Annotated in this window: 20 protein-coding genes and 1 pseudogene; 12 read left to right on the plus strand and 9 right to left on the minus strand. The window is 52.9% G+C overall.

The window, feature by feature from the left end:
- The first annotated feature begins 27 nt into the window (after positions 1-27).
- The 5 genes from ydcS to ACO0U8_RS16315 are packed head-to-tail and all read left to right on the plus strand — an operon-like array spanning position 28 to position 5,460.
- Positions 28-1,203: a putative ABC transporter substrate-binding protein YdcS gene (gene ydcS / locus ACO0U8_RS16295; RefSeq protein WP_421671240.1), complete on the plus strand. Its 1,176-nt coding sequence runs from the start codon at positions 28-30 to the stop codon at positions 1,201-1,203.
- Positions 1,204-1,261: 58 nt separating this feature from the next.
- Entirely contained in the window at positions 1,262-2,284 is a 1,023-nt protein-coding gene (locus tag ACO0U8_RS16300) for an ABC transporter ATP-binding protein (protein WP_421671241.1), read from the plus strand.
- 15 nt (positions 2,285-2,299) lie between these two features.
- Positions 2,300-3,232 (plus strand): ABC transporter permease, encoded by a 933-nt coding sequence (locus ACO0U8_RS16305; RefSeq protein ID WP_390976467.1) that lies wholly within the window; start codon positions 2,300-2,302, stop codon positions 3,230-3,232.
- On the plus strand, positions 3,222-4,028 hold the full coding sequence (locus ACO0U8_RS16310; protein ID WP_056779951.1) for an ABC transporter permease: 807 nt from the start codon (positions 3,222-3,224) through the stop codon (positions 4,026-4,028). The genes ACO0U8_RS16305 and ACO0U8_RS16310 overlap by 11 nt, the downstream gene beginning before the upstream one ends.
- 13 nt (positions 4,029-4,041) lie before the next feature.
- On the plus strand, positions 4,042-5,460 hold the full coding sequence (locus ACO0U8_RS16315; protein WP_414072223.1) for a gamma-aminobutyraldehyde dehydrogenase: 1,419 nt from the start codon (positions 4,042-4,044) through the stop codon (positions 5,458-5,460).
- A 446-nt stretch (positions 5,461-5,906) separates the two neighbouring features.
- On the opposite strand, the pseudogene ACO0U8_RS16320 reads toward ACO0U8_RS16315, so the two are convergent.
- Both ACO0U8_RS16320 and ACO0U8_RS16325 read right to left on the minus strand, forming a co-directional pair.
- A pseudogene (locus ACO0U8_RS16320) lies at positions 5,907-6,045 on the minus strand (DNA polymerase III subunit theta).
- Positions 6,046-6,080: 35 nt separating this feature from the next.
- The gene (locus tag ACO0U8_RS16325) at positions 6,081-6,449 is read right to left on the minus strand and encodes a hypothetical protein (RefSeq protein WP_122096789.1); all 369 of its coding nucleotides are present in this window, start codon (positions 6,447-6,449) and stop codon (positions 6,081-6,083) included.
- A 111-nt stretch (positions 6,450-6,560) separates the two neighbouring features.
- Between ACO0U8_RS16325 and ACO0U8_RS16330 the strand changes: the two genes are divergently transcribed.
- Positions 6,561-7,859, plus strand: coding sequence for a DUF1176 domain-containing protein (locus ACO0U8_RS16330; protein WP_421671242.1), 1,299 nt, complete (start codon positions 6,561-6,563; stop codon positions 7,857-7,859).
- Between the two features lie 63 nt (positions 7,860-7,922).
- On the opposite strand, the gene ACO0U8_RS16335 is transcribed toward ACO0U8_RS16330, so the two are convergent.
- From ACO0U8_RS16335 to ACO0U8_RS16345, 3 genes are all read right to left on the minus strand, one after another.
- A complete protein-coding gene (locus tag ACO0U8_RS16335) occupies positions 7,923-8,285 on the minus strand; it encodes a hypothetical protein (protein ID WP_056779967.1) in 363 nt (120 codons plus the stop codon).
- Positions 8,286-8,534: 249 nt separating this feature from the next.
- Positions 8,535-9,134 (minus strand): tellurite resistance methyltransferase TehB, encoded by a 600-nt coding sequence (gene tehB / locus ACO0U8_RS16340; protein ID WP_421671243.1) that lies wholly within the window; start codon positions 9,132-9,134, stop codon positions 8,535-8,537.
- Positions 9,135-9,211: 77 nt separating this feature from the next.
- Positions 9,212-9,739 (minus strand): GNAT family N-acetyltransferase, encoded by a 528-nt coding sequence (locus ACO0U8_RS16345; protein WP_183849517.1) that lies wholly within the window; start codon positions 9,737-9,739, stop codon positions 9,212-9,214.
- A 375-nt stretch (positions 9,740-10,114) separates the two neighbouring features.
- Here ACO0U8_RS16345 and ACO0U8_RS16350 point away from each other — a divergent pair, with 375 nt between their 5' ends.
- The 6 genes from ACO0U8_RS16350 to chbG all read left to right on the plus strand — a co-directional run bounded on the left by ACO0U8_RS16350 (position 10,115) and on the right by chbG (position 15,392).
- Positions 10,115-10,438: a PTS sugar transporter subunit IIB gene (locus tag ACO0U8_RS16350; protein ID WP_056779975.1), complete on the plus strand. Its 324-nt coding sequence runs from the start codon at positions 10,115-10,117 to the stop codon at positions 10,436-10,438.
- 123 nt (positions 10,439-10,561) lie between these two features.
- Entirely contained in the window at positions 10,562-11,920 is a 1,359-nt protein-coding gene (chbC, locus tag ACO0U8_RS16355) for a PTS N,N'-diacetylchitobiose transporter subunit IIC (RefSeq protein WP_217203114.1), read from the plus strand.
- A gap of 63 nt (positions 11,921-11,983) precedes the next feature.
- Complete coding sequence (gene chbA, locus ACO0U8_RS16360) at positions 11,984-12,331, plus strand: PTS N,N'-diacetylchitobiose transporter subunit IIA (protein WP_056779981.1); 348 nt, start codon at positions 11,984-11,986, stop codon at positions 12,329-12,331.
- Positions 12,332-12,345: 14 nt separating this feature from the next.
- A complete protein-coding gene (chbR, locus tag ACO0U8_RS16365; protein WP_056779985.1) occupies positions 12,346-13,182 on the plus strand; it encodes a transcriptional regulator ChbR in 837 nt (278 codons plus the stop codon).
- A gap of 63 nt (positions 13,183-13,245) precedes the next feature.
- A complete protein-coding gene (locus ACO0U8_RS16370; RefSeq protein WP_136376122.1) occupies positions 13,246-14,589 on the plus strand; it encodes a 6-phospho-beta-glucosidase in 1,344 nt (447 codons plus the stop codon).
- 44 nt (positions 14,590-14,633) lie between these two features.
- Positions 14,634-15,392 carry a chitin disaccharide deacetylase gene (gene chbG / locus ACO0U8_RS16375; protein ID WP_421671244.1) on the plus strand — a complete coding sequence of 253 codons (759 nt, stop codon included), beginning with the start codon at positions 14,634-14,636 and terminating at the stop codon, positions 15,390-15,392.
- A gap of 73 nt (positions 15,393-15,465) precedes the next feature.
- On the opposite strand, the gene ACO0U8_RS16380 is transcribed toward chbG, so the two are convergent.
- The 4 genes from ACO0U8_RS16380 to ACO0U8_RS16395 form a co-directional block, all read right to left on the minus strand.
- Positions 15,466-15,756 carry a DUF1471 domain-containing protein gene (locus ACO0U8_RS16380; protein ID WP_414072217.1) on the minus strand — a complete coding sequence of 97 codons (291 nt, stop codon included), beginning with the start codon at positions 15,754-15,756 and terminating at the stop codon, positions 15,466-15,468.
- A 276-nt stretch (positions 15,757-16,032) separates the two neighbouring features.
- Positions 16,033-17,904 (minus strand): amidohydrolase, encoded by a 1,872-nt coding sequence (locus ACO0U8_RS16385; protein ID WP_421671245.1) that lies wholly within the window; start codon positions 17,902-17,904, stop codon positions 16,033-16,035.
- Positions 17,905-17,918: 14 nt separating this feature from the next.
- Positions 17,919-18,479, minus strand: a complete 561-nt coding sequence (locus ACO0U8_RS16390) for an antibiotic biosynthesis monooxygenase (protein ID WP_421671246.1) — start codon at positions 18,477-18,479, stop codon at positions 17,919-17,921.
- Between the two features lie 112 nt (positions 18,480-18,591).
- Complete coding sequence (locus tag ACO0U8_RS16395) at positions 18,592-19,008, minus strand: winged helix-turn-helix transcriptional regulator (RefSeq protein ID WP_122096769.1); 417 nt, start codon at positions 19,006-19,008, stop codon at positions 18,592-18,594.
- Between the last annotated feature and the right edge of the window lie 37 nt (positions 19,009-19,045).

Below are 19,045 nucleotides of genomic sequence, written 5' to 3' on the forward strand. Positions count from 1 at the left end.
AATACGACGACAGGACAGGGGTATCCAATGAAAACATCTATTTTCAATAAAGAACCATCTGGCAGTAAAAAGTTATCTGCGGTTTGTTTAGGTCTGCTGAGTTTTCTTAATACGGCGGTGGCCGCAGACTTACCGACAGCGGTAGGAAAAGGCGAAGGACAATTAAATATCGTCGCCTGGCCGGGATATATTGAACGCGGCGAAAGTGACAAGAATTACGACTGGGTGACGCAGTTTGAAAAACAAACCAGCTGTAAGGTCAATGTCAAAACCGCGGCGACGTCAGATGAAATGGTCAGCCTGATGGCGAAGGGGGGCTATGACCTGGTCACCGCCTCGGGAGATGCCTCACTGCGGCTGATTTACGGTAAACGCGTTCAGCCGATCAACCCGGCGCTGATTGCCAACTGGAAGAATCTCGACCCGCGCCTGCTGAAAGGCGAATGGTTTAACGTTGCCGGAAAAGTCTATGGCACGCCTTATCAGTGGGGGCCGAACCTGCTGATGTACAACACCAAAACCTTCCCCACTGCGCCTGACAGCTGGTCAGTGATTTTCGTGCCGCAAAATTTGCCTGACGGCAAACCCAATCAGGGACGCGTGCAGGCGTACGACGGCCCGATCGCCATTGCGGATGCCGCGCTTTACCTGAAAAGCACCCAGCCTGATCTGAAAATCGACGATCCGTATCAGCTTAACGAAACCCAGTACCAGGCCGTGCTGAAATTGCTGCGCGGTCAGCATCCGCTGATCCACCGCTACTGGCACGATGCATCGGTACAGATGAGTGATTTCAAAAACGAAGGCGTGGTCGCCAGCAGCTCGTGGCCGTATCAGGCCAATGCGCTGAAAGGCGAAAAACAACCGATCGCCACCGTCTTCCCGAAAGAGGGGGTCACCGGCTGGGCGGATACCACCATGCTGGCCGCCGACGCCGAACACCCGAACTGCGCTTATCAGTGGATGAACTGGTCGCTGGAGCCGAAAGTGCAGGGCGACGTCGCGGCATGGTTTGGTTCCGTGCCGAGCGTACCGGCCGGGTGTAAAGCCAGCCCGCTGTTAGGGGCGGAAGGTTGCGAAACGAACGGCTTTAATAAATTCACCGCGATTTCATTCTGGAAAACACCTCAGTCCGAAGGCGGTAAATACGTGCCGTACAGCAAGTGGACTCAGGACTATATTGCCATCATGGGCGGCCGGTAATCCGCTGTCAGAGGTTGCGTTTAGCCCTTTTATTAAAAACCGAATCCGGGAGTCCGTTATGGCCGCCGTACAATTTATTAATGCTTCCCGATTATATGGGGAAACCAAAGCCGTCGATAATGTCTCAATTGACATTCAGGACGGTGAATTCTTTTCCATGCTCGGGCCTTCCGGCTCGGGCAAAACCACCTGCCTGCGTCTGATTGCCGGCTTTGAAACCCTGACCTCCGGCTCAGTGCGCATTCACGGCAAAGAAGCCTCGCAGCTCGCCCCCTATGAGCGGGACGTCAACACCGTGTTTCAGGATTACGCGCTGTTCCCGCACATGACCGTGCTGGAAAATGTCGCGTATGGCCTGATGGTGAAAGGCGTGGGGAAAAAGGAACGTCAAATCCGCGCGATGGAATCGCTGGAGCGGGTGGCGCTTGGCTTTACCGCGGCGCGCAAACCGGCGTTTTTGTCCGGCGGACAGCGTCAGCGCGTGGCGCTGGCCAGGGCGCTGGTGAATCAGCCGAGCGTCCTGCTGCTGGATGAACCCCTCGGCGCGCTGGATTTAAAATTACGAGAGCAGATGCAGGGTGAGTTGAAAAAGCTGCAACGCGAACTGGGCATCACCTTTATTTTTGTCACCCACGACCAGAGCGAAGCGCTGTCGATGTCTGACCGCGTGGCGGTGTTCAACAATGGCCGTATCGAACAGGTTGATACGCCGCGTGAGCTGTACCTCAATCCGCGTACCGCGTTCGTTGCGCAGTTTGTCGGTACGGCGAACGTCCTGACCGCCGATCTCTCCTTCAAAATCACCGGTGTCTCCGGCAGCCGTTCTATTCGTCCGGAACACATCCGCCTCGCGCCGCAGCCGCTGGCAGACAGCCAGGCGGTGCAGGTTAACGCCATCCTCAAAGACATCCATTTTCAGGGCGCGGCGACACGCTACGAGCTGGCACTGGAAGGCGGCGAGCGTCTGTTTGTCAGTGAGCCCAACAACCTGGCCGCCAGCGCGCAACACAACTTCCGGCAAGGTCAGCCGGTGGTGGCGAGTTGGGACAGAGATGCCATGGTCACGCTGCTTGAGGGCTAAAAGATGGATATCAGTATGACTCCTTATGAAAAGCGTGTGGGGCGTGGCCGCGCACTAGTGACTTACCTGCATCACAGGCCGGGATTTTATCTGGCGCTGCTGCTGGTGCCGCCGCTGCTGTGGTTTGGCGCGATCTATTTAGGTTCGCTGTTCGCGCTGTTGTGGCAGGGTTTCTATACCTTTGACGATTTCACCATGACCGTCTCCTCGACGCTGACGACGGCCAATATCCGCGCCCTGTTTGATCCGGTGAATGCCGACATTATTGTCCGCACGGTAACGATGGCGCTGCTGGTGTCTTTCTTCAGCGCGGTGCTGGCGTTTCCGATTGCCTATTACATGGCGCGTTATATCACCGGCAAAAAGAAAGCCTTCTTTTACATCGCCATCATGATGCCGATGTGGGCCAGTTATATCGTCAAAGCCTACGCGTGGACCCTGCTGCTCTCCAAAGGCGGCGTGCTGCAATGGTTCCTCGAACACCTCGGGCTGCAACCGCTGCTGACGGCCATGCTGAGCCTGCCGGGCATTGGCGGCAATACGCTGTCAACCTCAGGCATCGGGCGCTTCTGGGTCTTCGTCTATATCTGGCTGCCGTTTATGATCCTGCCGATTCAGGCCGCACTCGAACGTCTGCCGCCGTCGCTGATTCATGCTTCAGAAGATTTAGGCGCAAAACCCTGGCAGACGCTGCGTTACGTGATCTTCCCGCTGGCCGTACCGGGTATCGCCGCCGGTTCGATCTTTACGTTCTCGCTGACGCTGGGCGATTACATCATTCCGCAACTGGTGGGCCCGCCGGGGTATTACATCGGCAATATGGTCTACTCGCAGCAGGGTTCTATCGGCAATATGCCCATGGCCGCCGCGTTCACGCTGGTGCCTATCGTGCTGATTGCGTTGTATTTATCGATGGTCAAACGACTGGGAGCTTTCGATGCACTCTAAACGCGCACCCTGGTTACTCAAACTCTCCGCGTGGGGCGGGCTGGTGTTCCTGCACTTCCCGCTGCTGATCATCGCGGTGTATGCCTTCAACACTGAAGATGCGGCGTTCAGCTTTCCGCCGAAAGGTTTCACGCTGCACTGGTTTGCCGTCGCGGCAGGGCGTCACGACATTCTTGACGCCATCTGGCTTTCGGTGCAAATCGCCTGTTGCGCCACGCTGATTGCCATGGTACTCGGCACGCTGGCCGCCGCGGCGCTGTACCGGCGTGAATTTTATGGCAAAAACAGCATAACCCTGCTGTTTATGTTGCCGATTGCCCTGCCGGGGATCATCACCGGTCTGGCGCTGCTCAACGCTTTTCACGCGGCGCACATCGAGCCGGGCATGCTGACGATTGTCATCGGCCATGCGACGTTTTGCATGGTGATTGTTTATAACAACGTGATCGCCCGTTTTCGCCGTATCACGCACAGCCTGATCGAAGCCTCGATGGACTTAGGCGCAGACGGCTGGCAGACCTTCCGCTACATCATTTTGCCAAACCTCAGCACCGCGCTGCTGGCGGGTGGCATGCTGGCGTTCGCGCTCTCTTTCGACGAAATCATTGTCACCACGTTTACCGCCGGTCATGAACGCACGTTGCCCATCTGGCTGCTTAACCAGCTGGGCAGGCCGCGCGAAGTGCCGGTGACCAACGTGGTGGCGCTGTGCCTGATGGTGCTCACCATGATCCCGATTCTGGGCGCGTGGTATCTCACAAGAAACGGGTCAGATGTGGCCGGTGACGGCAAATAATAAGGAATAACTGATGCAAACGAACATGCTGATTAACGGTGAGCTGGTGGCCGGAGAAGGAACGTCACTGCCGGTTTTCAACCCGCATACCGGGCAGGAGATTGTCCGTCTGGCGCAGGCCAGTGAACAACAAACCCGTCAGACGGTCGATCTGGCGCACAGCGCATTTACCGACTGGGGCCAGACCACGCCGAAAACCCGTGCGGAACTGCTGCTGGCGCTGGCAGACCGCATCGAAGAAAACGCCGAAGCACTGGCCAAGCTGGAGTCGCTGAACTGCGGTAAGCCTTTTCATCTGGCGCTGAATGATGAAATTCCGGCGGTGGTAGACGTGTTCCGCTTCTTTGCCGGTGCCAGCCGTTGCCTGAGCGGATTAGCCGGCGGCGAATATCTCGCCGGGCATACTTCAATGATCCGCCGCGATCCGCTGGGCGTGGTGGCCTCCATCGCCCCCTGGAATTACCCGCTGATGATGGCCGCGTGGAAAATCGCTCCGGCGCTGGCGGCAGGCAACTGCGTGGTGATCAAACCTTCCGAAATCACCCCGCTGACCGCACTGAAACTCGGCGAACTGGCGCGGGATATCTTTCCGGCTGGCGTGCTGAACGTGCTGTTTGGCGACGGTAAAACGGTCGGCAGCGCGCTGACCCATCACGATAAAGTGCGGATGATTTCGCTGACCGGGTCTGTTTCTACCGGCGAGAAAATTGTCGCCCAGGCGACCACCGGCATCAAACGCACGCATATGGAACTCGGCGGCAAAGCGCCGGTGATCGTTTTCGATGACGCCGATATCGACCAGGTGGTGGAAGGCGTGCGCACGTTCGGGTTCTACAACGCCGGACAGGATTGCACCGCCGCCTGCCGCATCTACGCGCAAAAAGGGGTGTATGCGCAGCTGGTGAAAGCGCTGGGCGAGGCCGTTTCCACCCTCAAACTGGGCACCGATGAAAGCAGCGAAATGGGCCCGCTGGTGTCGGCGGCGCATTTAGAGCGGGTGGAAGGCTTTGTGCAGCGGGCGAAAGACGTCGCGCATATTCAGGTCATCACCGGTGGCGAACGGGTGCGCGGCGAGGGGTATTATTTCCAGCCTACGGTGCTGGCGGGTGCGCGTCAGGAAGATGAAATTGTGCAACGCGAAGTGTTCGGTCCGGTGGTCAGCGTGACCGAGTTTGATACTGAAGAGCAGGTTCTGGCCTGGGCAAATGAATCCAACTACGGGCTGGCATCTTCCGTCTGGACGCAAAACATTGGTCGCGCCCACCGCCTGAGCGCGCGTCTGCAATACGGTTGCACCTGGGTAAATACCCACTTCATGCTGGTCAGTGAAATGCCGCACGGAGGACAAAAACAATCCGGCTACGGAAAAGATATGTCGATGTACGGGCTGGAAGATTACACGGCGATCCGGCATGTGATGATAAAACACTGAGAAGGGGATAACTGGCTGTAATAGTTAACTATTCTATTCCGGCCAGTTTCTTATGGGGCATCTGCGGGGCATTGAAGTCGAGATTCTGATTGAGGATGGCGATTTGGTCGCCATTTTGTTCAGGCATCCATTTTCCATAAACGCTGAATACCATCTGCGCATTTGTGTGCCCCATCTGACTGGCAATAAAACTTGGGTTGGCTCCGGCACATATCAAATGCTCTTAGTCGGATGAACCCCGGTCACGGATGGATTGAAGAAAAACGTGTAAATATCAGTTCGATGCTTTCCATACACCCTTAGGTTCTCAACACCCTCCTTTTGCTCCCGCATGCGTGTGAATTGCATCTGGCTTTTCAGCGCATTTATTGCCGGGTGTGAATAGACCCAGGTTTCGTAGACACTTTTTTTCCTCATAACGGAGGCTTAATGAAGGAGTGTTTATGTCAGCCAAAACGTTCCCTGAGGTATTCACGCAGATGCTCAGGCTGTTCACGCTCGATGATCATCAGCGATGACCGGCTGGTTGTATCGCTCTTTGAAAGCAACGCCGCCCGCAGCTAAATCCACGTTGATTTTGTCCATTTAGTCTTTGGGCAGGTCAGCAAGATTGTATGACATTACTTTGCCTCAGAATCAGCGATGATTTGACGAATTACCATCATGTTGCCGCCGTTCGTGTTGAACATAAATCCATTTGACAATCGAGAGGCTATGGTTGCTTTCTGTACAATCTGACCACCATAAGAAATGGTCATTGTTTTGCCAATGTTCATTGTGGTGATTTCAGACAAGGGTTGAGAGCACGGCGACATAATCTCTAAATAAACACCACTATTGACCGTTTCTTCATTTTCATTATTTTGAACTTGCTTGATGCAAGAAGCTGGAATGGTGAGATGTTGACCCATTACCTCCAGATCAAAATCTTTAAGAGAGGCGGAAGACAGGGCGGGTATAAGCATTAAAGCTAATGGTGAAATACGCATTGAGATTCCTTTCAAATTTATATGCATCGATTATAGCATCAGGCTTCCGTGCCATAAGGGCTAAGATTCTTTGCGACAATAAATGGCTATGGGGTTGCTGATCCGGTCCTTATGCCGTGCTTCATATACAAACCCCTTGCCCGCGAAGAGAACGGGCAGTTTGCCTTCACCGCGTCACAGGTCAGTGGTGCGTTACAGGCGCTTCTTCATGATAAGCAGATTCAGATTGCGCAGCCGGATCAGGCTGCTGATCTCTCAGGTGAAGGGGTTAACGCCGTCTTGCTTAAAATGGATGACTTCCAGGGGCTGCTGGATACGCCAGCCGCCTTCGTGCAAAGAGCCGACGCCACATCAAAACCGGCTGACGACAGTGCTGCGCAGGACGAATTATTCGCCGCGCTGCAAAAGGAAAAAAATCAGAACAATCAGATGCCTGTCGAAACACTGATGAGTCGTTACGCCAGTCCGGAAACGCAGGTGACCCGGTTTGATATCACCTACGAGGGGGAGGAAAAGAACACACTGCCAAAGAAAAAGCCCTCAGCGGATATCACAGATGATGAATGGCAGGCATTTCAGAAATCTAACGTGGTCGTCTTTACAGAAAACCAAATGGCCAGTTATACGCTGGTGGATCTCGACGGGGATGGCAAACGGGATCTCATTATTGATGCCTATATCGGGGGCACCGGCATATTCACCTATACCGGGATATTGAAACGAGGAAAGGGCACCTTTTATTCAACCGTGAAGGCAGATCCGGATGCTTCGGTGCCCGGTTATTTGTATTCAACCAACGCACGTGGCGCAAATCAGGCAGGCTACTGGATCAGACTCAATAAGCAGATTTATCTCGCCTACCGGGTCAGCTATTTCGGCGTGGACAATATTTACCTGCTTCGCCCCTTCAGCCACAACGCCAGCGTGGCAAAAATAACGGTCACCTACCGCTATGCGCTGTCGGTCACCTCCCCGGATCCGCGGGATAAAGAAACGCCCTGGCTGACGTTATCGGATAAACAAAAAGTCAGCGTAGAGAAAAGTTTAGCCGCTTTGCAGGCGCATCCGTCGAATGCAGGCAGTTCTGCTTCGCCAGCCGTTTCGGTCTGTCCGGTGCCGCCGTCTCTGAGTCAACATGAAGCCGGGTTTTATGGCCGTTCGCCTGTGCCGGGCTATGAAGTACAGGCTATCGGCGATATTCCGGTGTGGATCGATGAGCAGTGTTATGTCGGCGGCGTGTACAGCCATTTTGGCGACTACTCACCGAAAGAGGGCGTAGACATTATGCTTTATGTGTATTCGCCGCAGCAGGATGGGGAGTTGAAAGGGGATATTTCAGTTTTCGGTAAACGGGAAGTCGTTGCGATCGAACGCGCCCGTGGTGTGGTGGAAGGGGATAACGGCAGGTAGGGAAACGAGGTGTTGATGAAGCAGGGAGTGGGCCGCTCCCTGCTGAAGCATCATCAGAGAGAGTTATTCTGCCGTGGCAGAGGCGATCTTTTTGCGGGCAATATCGATAAACAAAATGCTGGAAGCAAAAGAGATCCCCGAACCGATTATCATTGAAAGAAGATAGGAGGTGACGTAATTATATTCTTTGTCTATCAATGTAAGTTGCTCTGAAATTAAATCAATATTGTCAATGGCATATCCCCTGGCTGAATAGAGGCCAAACCATAATGCGCCGCAGACAATAAAGCAGGTGTAACAGACATAAGTGAATTTCTTGTCGATATATTCAAGGTAAAACTTAGGGTCGGAGTAAGCCATCTTAAGAAGACCTAAAAAACAGCCCAGATAAATACCGATCAACCACTTCATGACGTCCCAGTTCATACGTATCTCTGAATGTTGCCGCGCTTGGCGACGAATAATAAAAAGAAACCCTGTTCTGAACCGCGTTGGCCGTGAGAAAAACAGAGTCATTAAACGTTAATGGTATGATTTTACAGAGTATTTAAAGAATTGACGCGCGGTATTATCACACGGACGTCAACACTCTGGCAAGAATGTTCAGGCGAGAGTTCTGGCGAGGGATCACCGGGAAAATAAGGGCTGGCGACGCGTGCGCCAGCGTTACCCGTCTTACATTTTCTTCGCCAGCAAGGTGGCAAAACGAAGCTTGTAGCGGTCACCGTTTTCGTCACGTTTGTGCAATTCGCCAATATCCTCGTTGTATTTCATGATTTCCCAGCCACGATAAGCGTGGCGCAATTCATCGGGCTTAAAGGTAAACGGGAAGGGCAACGGGCAAGGATAATCCGGGCTGTCCATCGCAGCGACAATCAGGTTGTAGCCGCCGGTTTTGGTGGCCGCGTGCATGTCCTGGAGAATGTGCGGGATGCTGTCGCGTTGCAGAAACATCATGACCACGGTGGAGAAGATGAAATCGTATTCGCCGCTGAAACGGTGCGTGTTGAGATCCTGTTCGCTGATGGCGATATTGCGCAGAGATTCCGCCGCAATAATGTCATTCACTTTCGCCACGCTCATGGCGTTGTTGTCCCATCCCGTCACATCAAAGCCTTTCAGGTTGAGATACAGCGAGTTGCGCCCGCTGCCACAGCCCAGATCCAACGCTTTGCCCGGCTGAACATAACCGGCTGCATGAATGATTTCTGAATGGGTGCGGGTAAGGCCGTATTTTTCGGTGTAGTAATCTTCTGGCGCAGGTTGCTGGGTCATGCCCTGTGTTCCTTAAAGTGAGATCGATTGCCAGCGATTATCCTCCAAAATTTCCCCCGCGCCATGACTCTTAATGGTCAGCGCAACGTGCGCCGGTCGGTTTGCCGGTAAAGATAACTGCCCGTGCCGTGCACAGGGTCGCCCTCAAAACCGACTTTTTGCATCCCGATTTTTTCCAGAACGCGCTGGGAAGCCAGATGGTTTTCGCGCACGGTGGCGGAGATCCGCGGTATTCCCAGTTTCTCAAAACCCGTATTGAGCGCCACGCTGGCAAACTCGGTCGCCAGCCCTTTTCCCCACGCCGTGGTGGCGAAGCGGTAGCCGAGAAACACCCGGTGATTTTCGTAGCCTTCACGAACTCCCAGCCCGCCGAACCCGATGACCTCATCGGGTTTATGGTTCAGCGTAATCGCCCAGTGGCCGAAGCCGTGCTCCGGCCATTCGCGTAACCAGCCGCTCAGTTTTTCCTGTGCCGCCGCCCTGTCCGGCAACGGGCCGCGCGGGTTGAACAGATTGGTCTGCGGATCGCCGTAAATGGCAAAGAGGGAATACAGGTCAGCGTCTGCAACCGGACGCAGCAATAACCGCGATGTCTCAATGATCATAGTGACGTTTTTCCTCCTGTGAGATGACTTCAAGCTTAGCCGCACCGGGGCGCGTCGTCATCCGGCGCGGAAAAAATCACCCCGCCGGTCTGCGGAGAAATCTGCCGCACACTTTGGCGCGTGAGGAGCGTTCAGGGCTGCGGTGTTATTTTCCATCGTCAGTTATTTGCCCAAAATGTGAAGGGAGTCATAAGCAATGGTCAAGGAGAGACAATTTTTAACTTCTCAGAATTATCACCCGCTAAAGTGATGCCGTATACTCGACTCAAGCAGAGACAATTCGTATTACATCTTTTTTCGTTTAAATGCCCATTTGGCAGCAATGCAGGAACGCTTGTCTGGCCTGCAATCATAACTGGATATGAGGGTTTCATTATGGAAAAGAAAGTCATCTATTTGTTTTGCTCGGCAGGCATGTCCACTTCATTGCTGGTGACTAAAATGAAAGTGCAGGCCGAAAAATACGAAGTGCCGGTCATTATTGAAGCATTCCCGGAAACACTGGCCGCTGAAAAAGGGCATGCGGCGGATGTGGTACTTCTGGGGCCACAGATTGCTTATATGTTGCCTGAGATTCAAAAAGTATTACCGGGTAAACCGGTTGAAGTGATCGATTCTGTGCTCTACGGCAAAATCGATGGTTTAGGTGTTTTGAAAGCCGCCGTTGCAGCCATCAAAAAAGCCGCCGCCACTCAGTAAGCGTAAATTTTTAGCGATACCTTGTCCTTTTTTACATTGAATTACTTTAGTCAAAGAGAAATCCAGTCAAAGAGCGAATTTCATACCCTGGCCGCCGAAGGGCGGCATTAAAGGAACACGCGAATGAGTAAAGTTATTGATTCCCTGGAGAAGATACTTCTTCCTTTTGCCGTTAAAATTGGTAAGCAGCCGCATATTAATGCCATCAAAAATGGTTTTATTAAATTAATGCCGCTGACCCTTGCCGGTGCCATGTTCGTTTTAATTAATAACGTTTTCCTGAATTTTGGTGCCGGTTCTTTCTTCTATTCTTTAGGCGTGCGTTTAGACCCTTCCACGATTGAAACCCTCAGTGGTTTAAAAACCATCGGTATTAATGTCTACAACGGTACGCTGGGTATTATGTCGCTGATGGCGCCGTTCTTTATCGGCATGGCTTTAGCCGAAGAACGCAAAGTGGATTCCCTGTCAGCGGGGTTATTAGCCGTTGCCGCCTTTATGACCGTCACACCTTATAGCGTAGGTGAAGCCTATGCGGTAGGCGCGAACTGGTTAGGCGGTGCGAACATTATTTCCGGTATGTTGATCGGATTAGTGGTCGCCGAAATGTTTACGTTTATTATCCGCAGAAATTGGGTGATTACTTTACCCGCAAGCGTGCCGACCTCTGTCGCCCGCTCATTCTCTGCATTAATTCCCGGCTTTATCATTCTGTTTATTTTCGGTGTGATTTCCTGGCTGCTGGGATTATACGGCCACAACTTCCACCAGATTATTATGGATTCCATCTCCAAACCGCTGGCCTCTATGGGCAGTGTGGTGGGCTGGGCATACGTGATCTTCAACTCCCTGCTGTGGTTCTTTGGTGTCCACGGTTCTCTCGCGCTGACCGCGCTGGACAATGGCATCATGACCCCGTGGGCGCTGGAAAATATCGCGCTGTACACCGAATACGGTTCAGTGAGTGCTGCCATTGACGCAGGTAAAACGTTCCACTTCTGGGCGAAACCGATGCTCGATTCCTACATCCTGCTGGGCGGTTCCGGTGCGACGTTAGGTCTGATTATCGCCATTTTCATTGCCTCACGCCGTGCGGATCACCGCCAGGTGGCAAAACTGGCGCTGCCGTCAGGCATCTTCCAGATTAACGAGCCTATCCTGTTTGGTTTACCGATCATCATGAACCCGGTCATGTTTATTCCGTTCGTGCTGGTTCAACCCATTCTGGCAGCCATCACGCTCGCGGCTTACTCCATGGGCATTATTCCGCCGGTGACCAACCTGGCGCCCTGGACCATGCCGACCGGCCTTGGCGCTTTCTTTAACAGTAATGGCAGCATCGCGGCATTGTTAGTGGCCTTGTTTAACCTGGCGGTCGCCACGCTGGTTTACATGCCTTTCGTTATCCTGTCGAACAAAGCGCAGGAGATTATTGAAGAAGAAGAAAGCGAAGAAGATATCGCTGCCGCACTGAAATTCTAATCTGACCCGCAGAGGGCGGGCGCGTCCTTCCCTCTGCCCACTGGCTATCAAGGAGAGATTAAGATGATTGATTTAGACAGCATCGCGGATACGCAAGACGAGATGCAGGAACTCGAAGAAGTGGTCATGGGGTTAATTATTAACTCCGGACAAGCGCGCAGCCTGGCTTACGGTGCGCTGAAAAAAGCCAAAGAAGGCGATTTTGAGCAAGCCAAAGCGTTAATGGATCAGTCACGTTTATCGCTCAATGAAGCGCATCTGGTGCAGACGAAGCTGATTGAAGACGATATGGGCGAAGGCAAAATGAAAGTCAGCCTGATCCTGGTTCACGCGCAGGATCACCTGATGACCTCGATGCTGGCCCGCGAGTTAATCACGGAACTCATTGAGCTTCACGAGAAAATAAAATAACGTAGGGAGTGATAATGCAGCCACCGGTATTGAGCATGGAAATCAAGACAGCACGCGAAAATCAACTCTTCGACGGTCAGAATTTCCATATGTTCATCTACAACAAAGTAGAAAGCATTTCCGGGTTGCATGAACATGATTACTACGAATTTACGGTGGTATTGACGGGCCGGTATTACCAGAGTGTGAATGGCAAACGGGTGCTGTTAGAGCGCGGCGATTTTGTCTTCATTCCGCTGGGTTCGAATCATCAGAGCTTTTATGAATTTGGCGCGACCCGAATATTGAATGTCGGGATCAGCAAAGCTTTTTTCGAACAACACTACGCCTCATTATTACCGGCACATTTTATTGCCTCACAAGTGTACAAAATTAAAACTGAATTTCTGACTTATATTGAATCGGTGGTGGCTTCGCTCAATTTCCGCAACGGGGAATTTAATGAATTTCTGGAGATGGTGACGTTTTATATCGTGAACCGGTTACGTCACCACAGAGAATCAGAAGCCACAACGGATGCGCCAGCCTGGTTAAAGGTGGCGGTTGAGAGAATGCATGATAAAACGCAGTTCGGTGATAAAGCCTTATCGAACATGGTGGCATTATCCGGTAAGTCGCAGGAATATCTGACCCGCGCCACGCAGCGTCATTATGGAATGACGCCGATGCAGATTATCAATGAAATCCGAATTGATTTCGCGAAAAAGCAACTTGAAATCACCAATTACTCGATCACGGATATTGCCTTTGAATCCGGATATAGCAGCCCGAGTATGTTTATCAAGAACTTTAAAAAGCTGACATCATTTACACCGAATCATTACCGAAAGAAATTGTGCAGTATTAATTAACGCTCAGGTTTATTTTATATTTCTGTTTAAATTTGCAGTGCAATCACTTGCACGGGAGTCCCTATGAGCAAAAAACTGAAAGTCGTCACCATTGGTGGCGGGAGCAGCTATACCCCGGAATTACTTGAAGGCTTTATTAAACGTTACGACGAATTACCGGTTTCTGAATTATGGCTGGTGGATGTCGAGGCCGGAAAAGAGAAGCAGGATATTATTTTTGATCTCTGTGTGCGCATGGTGAAACGCGCCGGTGTGCCGATTGCGATCCACAAAACCCTCAACCGCCGTGAAGCGCTGGAAAATGCGGATTTCGTTACCACGCAATTGCGTGTCGGTCAGTTAAAGGCGCGCGAGCTTGATGAGCGTATCCCGCTGAGCCATGGGTATCTGGGGCAGGAAACTAACGGTGCAGGCGGGTTATTCAAAGGCCTGCGCACCATCCCGGTCATTTTCGACATCATCAAAGACGTTGAAGAGATTTGCCCGAACGCCTGGGTCATTAACTTCACCAACCCGGCGGGAATGGTCACGGAAGCCGTCTTCCGTCACACTCAGTTCAAGAAATTCATTGGCGTGTGCAATATTCCTGTCGGCATGAAAATGTTCATTCAGGATGTGCTGAAACTGACTCCGCAGGACGCGTTGTCTATCGATCTTTTCGGCCTGAACCATATGGTGTTTATCAAAGATGTGATTGTTAACGGTGAATCACGCTTTGCTGAACTGCTCGACGGCGTAGCCTCCGGCACGCTTACCGCCGGCTCGGTGAAAAACATCTTTGATTTACCCTTCAGTGAAGGCCTGATCCGCTCGCTCAACCTGCTGCCGTGCTCTTACCTGCTGTATTACTTCAAGCAGAAAGAGATGCTGGCGATTGAAATGGGTGAATTCTACAAAGGCGGGGCGCGCGCATCCGTGGTGCAAAAAGTTGAGAAGCAGTTGTTCGATCTCTACAAAGATCCTGAGCTGAGCGTCAAACCTAAAGAGCTGGAACTGCGGGGCGGGGCGTACTATTCCGATGCGGCCTGCGAAGTGATCAGCGCGATTTATAATGATAAGCAAACCGAGCAGTACGTCAATTTCCCGCACAACGGGCACATTGATAATATTCCGGCGGAGTGGGCAATCGAAATGACCTGCACCATCGGGCGCGACGGCGCGACACCGCATCCGCGTCTGACGCATTTCGACGATAAAGTCCTCGGGCTGATCCACACCATTAAAGGCTTTGAAATCGCGGCCAGCGAAGCGGCACTGAGCGGCAAATTTAATGATGTGCTGCTGGCACTGAACCTCAGCCCGCTGATCCATTCAGATAAAGATGCCGAAGTGCTGGCGAGAGAAATGTTGCTGGCGCATGAGGCCTTGCTGCCAAACTTTGCAGAAACGATTGCCGCACTGAAATAACCCGCCGCCTTCCCGGTGCGTAAGGCGATGCAAAAGGGAAAATCATGGATAAGTTACTCATTGTGAATGCCGATGATTTCGGACTTTGCAAGGCGCAAAACTACGGCATTATCGAGGCATGCAATAACGGCGTTGTGCGATCGACCACGGCGATGGTCACGATGGCGGCGGCGGAACATGCCGCCGTATTAAGCGCATCCCACCCGCATCTTGCCGTCGGGATGCATTTTGTCCTGACGCTTGGAAAACCGCTTTCACCGATGCCAGGTCTGGTCCGAAACGGTGAGCTGGGCAAATGGATTTGGGAAATGGCGGAGGCCGGAACGCTGCCGCTTGATGAAATCGCGCATGAACTGGAATGTCAGTTCGCGCGCTTTATCGACGTGTTTGGCAAAGCGCCGGTGCATATCGACAGCCATCATCACGTGCACATGTTCCCGCAGATTTTCCCGATAGTGGAGGCTTTTGCGAAACAGAAGGGCGTGCCGCTGCGCATTGACCGCGACGAAATCCGCAAAGCTGAGATTCCTCTGCGCGGCGCGAAGAGCACAGACGGTTTCGACAGCACGTTTTACGGAGAGGCGATTTCAGAAGCGCTGTTTCTGCAAACGCTGGACAACGCCACCCGGCGCGGCGACCGTTCCGTTGAGATCATGACGCACCCTTCGTTTATCGATAACACGCTTCTTGCCAGTAAATATTGTTACCCGAGGCTGGCAGAGCTGGATGTATTGACGTCGGCGTCGCTGAAATCCGCGATTACTCAGCGCGGGTTCCGGCTGGGATCATTTAAAGATTTATAAGCCCTGTAAAAACACAAAGGCCGCCGCGGGCATATTGCTCACGGCGGCCTTTTTGCGGGTTAATCACGCGTGATTATTTATCCGCGTCTTTATAGACAGTGGCGATGGCTTCAAAGTTTGGGCCTTTCTGCCCTGCTGCAATGATATGGTAATACTTACCCCCTTTCTCATCCGCTAACCTGGAAAGCTCTTCGTGCAATTCACTTGGAGAGCCTACCTGCCCGCCACTTTGTGACACGGTGACGTTGCCAATTTTTACCAGTTTGAAGTGAGTGACCTCTTCTTTAGAGACTTGGTCAGCTGCTAATGCACTGAATGAAAAGGCAGTGATAAGCAGAGAGGCAGCTAAAATGATTTTTTTCATTAACATCATCCTTTTTAGAGGTAAGAGTTTGCTTCACGCTGATTAAGTTTAGACCGGATTTTCACCTGTCACCAAAACATGCACGGATTTTTATGGCACAAAGCCGGGGAGGCTTATGCCCTCAGAACGGATCACAAGGATGAGTATGAAAACATCCTGCGCCCGCACCGGTATGTCTGTTTATTGCGACGAGAGAAACGACAGGCCGGGAAAAGGGGAACCGCAAAGCCCGCAATTCAAATGAACTGCGGGCTTTTTTACATCACGGACAAACGATCAGAACGAGAAACAGGAGCAGCCGAGTGCGCCCCAGAAGGCATTGTCATCGGATACCGGAACATCGGCCCCGCGGGCGAGGTCATGGCTGTGCTTATGCACACCGCATGGCCCGACGCACTGATGCATCTGCCGGATCTGCCCGACCCGTGCCGCTCCTTCTGGCGGAGCAGAACGGTAATGCCCCGGCACACGGGTGACCGGCGACCAGTCCGGCAATACCGGAATCGCCGGTGGCGAGAGCGGCGAGAAACTGCCTGCCGCGTAAACCACTTTACCATCGACCATGGTCAGTACCGATTCAATGCCTTTGATTCGCTCTTCCGCAACACTGAAGAAATCTTCCGATAAAACGGCCAGATCGGCCAGTTGCCCGGCTTTAATCTGCCCCTTTTTGCCCTGTTCGCTGGAGAACCAGGCGCTCCCCTGCGTCCACAACATCAGCGCCGTTTCGCGGTCGATTCGCGCATCGTCGTCATACATTGCCATGCCGCCGACGGTGCGGCCGGACACCAGCCAGTACAGCGCGGTCCACGGATTGTAACTGGCAACGCGGGTGGCGTCCGTCCCCAGCCCGACGGGTAATCCGGCAGAAAGCATTTTCGCCACCGGCGGCGTATGTTTTGTAGCTTCAGCGCCGTAGCGCTCTGCAAAATATTCACCCTGAAACGCCATGCGATGCTGCACCGCAATGCCGCCGCCCAGCGCTTTAACGCGTTCAATATTGCGTTCAGTAATAGTTTCCGCATGGTCGAAGAACCAGTGCAAACCGTTGAACGGAATGTCGTGGTTCACTTTTTCAAATACGTCCAGCATCCGGCTGATCGACTCGTCATAAGTGGCGTGCAGCCGGAAGGGCCAGCGGTGTTCCACCAGATGGCGCACCACGCGCTCAAGTTCAATTTCAGTCCCCGGTGGTAAGTCCGGGCGCGGTTGCAGGAAATCTTCAAAGTCTGCGGCGGAAAACACCAGCATTTCGCCCGCGCCGTTATGGCGATAAAAGTCGGTGCCCTGTCCGGGCTTCAGCATGTCGGTCCACAGTTTGAAATCTTCCAGCTCATGCTGCGGGCGCTGAGTGAACAGGTTGTAGGCGATGCGGATCGTCAGTTGTTTTTTCTGATGAAGCTCATCAATGATCTGATAATCCTCGGGATAATTCTGGAAGCCGCCGCCCGCATCAATGGCGCTGGTCAGCCCGAGGCGGTTAAGCTCGCGCATAAACTGACGTGTGGAATTCACCTGTTGCTCCAGCGGCAGTTTTGGCCCTTTTGCCAGCGTGGAATACAAAATCATGGCGTTCGGTTTGGCGATGAGCATTCCGGTCGGATTGCCATTGCTGTCGCGCTGAATTTCACCGCCCGGCGGATTGGGCGTGTCTTTGGTGTAACCCACCACCTTTAGCGCCGCGCGGTTGAGCAGGGCACGGTCATATAAATGCAGAATAAAGACCGGCGTGTCGGGCGCGGCCTGATTGATTTCATCCAGCGTCGGCATCCGCCGTTCGGCGAACTGAAATTCCGTCCAGCCGCCGACCACGCGAACCCACTGCGGGCTGGGTGTGCGCATTGCCTGATCTTTCAGCATTCGCAGCGCATCTGCCAGCGACGAAACGCCTTCCCAGCGCAGCTCCAGATTGTAATTCAGCCCTCCACGGATCAGGTGCAGGTGCGAGTCATTGAGGCCGGGGACCGCCGTGTGCCCCTGTAAGTCCACAACCTCCGTCTGCGCATCGGCAAACTGCATCACTTCATTTTCAGTACCGACGGCCAGAAATTTACCGTCTTTTATCGCCACCGCGTTTGCCCGTGGTTTTTCACGATCGACGGTGTGGAATTGTCCATTTATCAGGATCAGGGATGCGAAACTGTTCATTGGGAAAGCTCCTGTCATTGCGCGGAAGTGCGCGTCAGCCATGAATGAAAAACTCGGGTGATAACGGGCATCCACAGGAAAACCACCAGCCCGACAACGGAAGCGTCATTCAGGATATGGCCGCCTTCGGTGCCTTTGAGGTGCGGTAAAATCTGCCCCCAGAACCAGGGCACAATGTGGGTCGACGGGTAAATGACCAGCAGGGTCAGCAGATATTGTTTCCAGCGGGCAGGGGGTCGGACGTTGGCGGCGGGCGGTGTGAACCAGAATTCGGCACCGGGGCGCACTTCGGTATTGTCGTTTTGCAGTAACAGCGGGCTGACTTCTTTTACCAGCTCTTTACGCAGTTCGGAATTATGCCAGGCGTTGAGATTTTCCAGCGTATCGAAGCGCACCAGAATGGTGTAAGGATCGCCGCTGCGGCTCGGGCGGATCACATTCACGCCCAGATGCCCGTTAAAGCTGCCGGCCTGCGGCATAATTTTATTCAACCAGGCTTCATAGCGTGCTTCGCTGGCGGGTGCGATCCTGTGAGTAATGACGAGTGTTACATGTTGCTGATGGGACTGCGGCATACATCACCTCATTGAATTAAAGAATTTAACGAATCAATGAAATGATGTTAGTTGCCGGAACGGAGCAATGATAGGCGAGAATTTTGGGGTTCTTATCAAATTTTTTTGTGAATCATTCCCCGCCCACCACGCGCAGATTGCGCTGCTTCATCACGCGATGCAGATTTGATTCCAGCCAGTTAGCCAGCCCGGCAATCTGGTCTTTAACTTCGATACCCAGCGGCGTCAGCCGGTACTCCACATGCGGCGGCACCACCGGATAAGAGCGGCGGTCAATAAAGCCATCTTCTTCAAATGCCTGTAAGGTCTGGGCCAGCATCTTTTCACTGACGCCACCCACTTTGCGGCGCAGCTCGCTAAAGCGCAGCGTCTCCTCGCTCAGGGCGATCAGCACCAGTAATCCCCAGCGGCTGGTGATATGACGCAAGATCTCCCGTGACGGGCAATTAGGATCGAGTACCTCGCCACGCCGGATTTGCTCCGTGAGCGGTAATGCGTCAGCCGACTTATCGGACGATATTATTTTCATACTTACCTTTTAGTGCGTACTTACCAAAAGAAAGTAT

It is taken from the genome of Rahnella sp. EDr1-12, assembly GCF_049206505.1.
Taxonomy (GTDB): Bacteria; Pseudomonadota; Gammaproteobacteria; order Enterobacterales; family Enterobacteriaceae; genus Rahnella; species Rahnella rivi.

Bases quoted from the DNA above. Each gene is read 5' to 3' on its own strand.
- chbG (WP_421671244.1), top strand. From the start codon at position 14,634: ATGGATAAGTTACTCATTGTGAATGCCGATGATTTCGGACTTTGCAAG.
- ACO0U8_RS16330 (WP_421671242.1), top strand. From the start codon at position 6,561: ATGCCGTGCTTCATATACAAACCCCTTGCCCGCGAAGAGAACGGGCAG.
- ACO0U8_RS16370 (WP_136376122.1), top strand. From the start codon at position 13,246: ATGAGCAAAAAACTGAAAGTCGTCACCATTGGTGGCGGGAGCAGCTAT.
- ACO0U8_RS16310 (WP_056779951.1), top strand. From the start codon at position 3,222: ATGCACTCTAAACGCGCACCCTGGTTACTCAAACTCTCCGCGTGGGGC.
- ACO0U8_RS16305 (WP_390976467.1), top strand. From the start codon at position 2,300: ATGACTCCTTATGAAAAGCGTGTGGGGCGTGGCCGCGCACTAGTGACT.
- ACO0U8_RS16345 (WP_183849517.1), bottom strand. From the start codon at position 9,739: ATGATCATTGAGACATCGCGGTTATTGCTGCGTCCGGTTGCAGACGCT.
- ACO0U8_RS16385 (WP_421671245.1), bottom strand. From the start codon at position 17,904: ATGAACAGTTTCGCATCCCTGATCCTGATAAATGGACAATTCCACACC.
- ACO0U8_RS16325 (WP_122096789.1), bottom strand. From the start codon at position 6,449: ATGCGTATTTCACCATTAGCTTTAATGCTTATACCCGCCCTGTCTTCC.
- ACO0U8_RS16315 (WP_414072223.1), top strand. From the start codon at position 4,042: ATGCAAACGAACATGCTGATTAACGGTGAGCTGGTGGCCGGAGAAGGA.
- ACO0U8_RS16390 (WP_421671246.1), bottom strand. From the start codon at position 18,479: ATGCCGCAGTCCCATCAGCAACATGTAACACTCGTCATTACTCACAGG.
- ACO0U8_RS16300 (WP_421671241.1), top strand. From the start codon at position 1,262: ATGGCCGCCGTACAATTTATTAATGCTTCCCGATTATATGGGGAAACC.
- chbA (WP_056779981.1), top strand. From the start codon at position 11,984: ATGATTGATTTAGACAGCATCGCGGATACGCAAGACGAGATGCAGGAA.
- ACO0U8_RS16395 (WP_122096769.1), bottom strand. From the start codon at position 19,008: ATGAAAATAATATCGTCCGATAAGTCGGCTGACGCATTACCGCTCACG.
- ACO0U8_RS16380 (WP_414072217.1), bottom strand. From the start codon at position 15,756: ATGAAAAAAATCATTTTAGCTGCCTCTCTGCTTATCACTGCCTTTTCA.
- ACO0U8_RS16350 (WP_056779975.1), top strand. From the start codon at position 10,115: ATGGAAAAGAAAGTCATCTATTTGTTTTGCTCGGCAGGCATGTCCACT.
- tehB (WP_421671243.1), bottom strand. From the start codon at position 9,134: ATGACCCAGCAACCTGCGCCAGAAGATTACTACACCGAAAAATACGGC.
- chbR (WP_056779985.1), top strand. From the start codon at position 12,346: ATGCAGCCACCGGTATTGAGCATGGAAATCAAGACAGCACGCGAAAAT.
- chbC (WP_217203114.1), top strand. From the start codon at position 10,562: ATGAGTAAAGTTATTGATTCCCTGGAGAAGATACTTCTTCCTTTTGCC.
- ydcS (WP_421671240.1), top strand. From the start codon at position 28: ATGAAAACATCTATTTTCAATAAAGAACCATCTGGCAGTAAAAAGTTA.
- ACO0U8_RS16335 (WP_056779967.1), bottom strand. From the start codon at position 8,285: ATGAACTGGGACGTCATGAAGTGGTTGATCGGTATTTATCTGGGCTGT.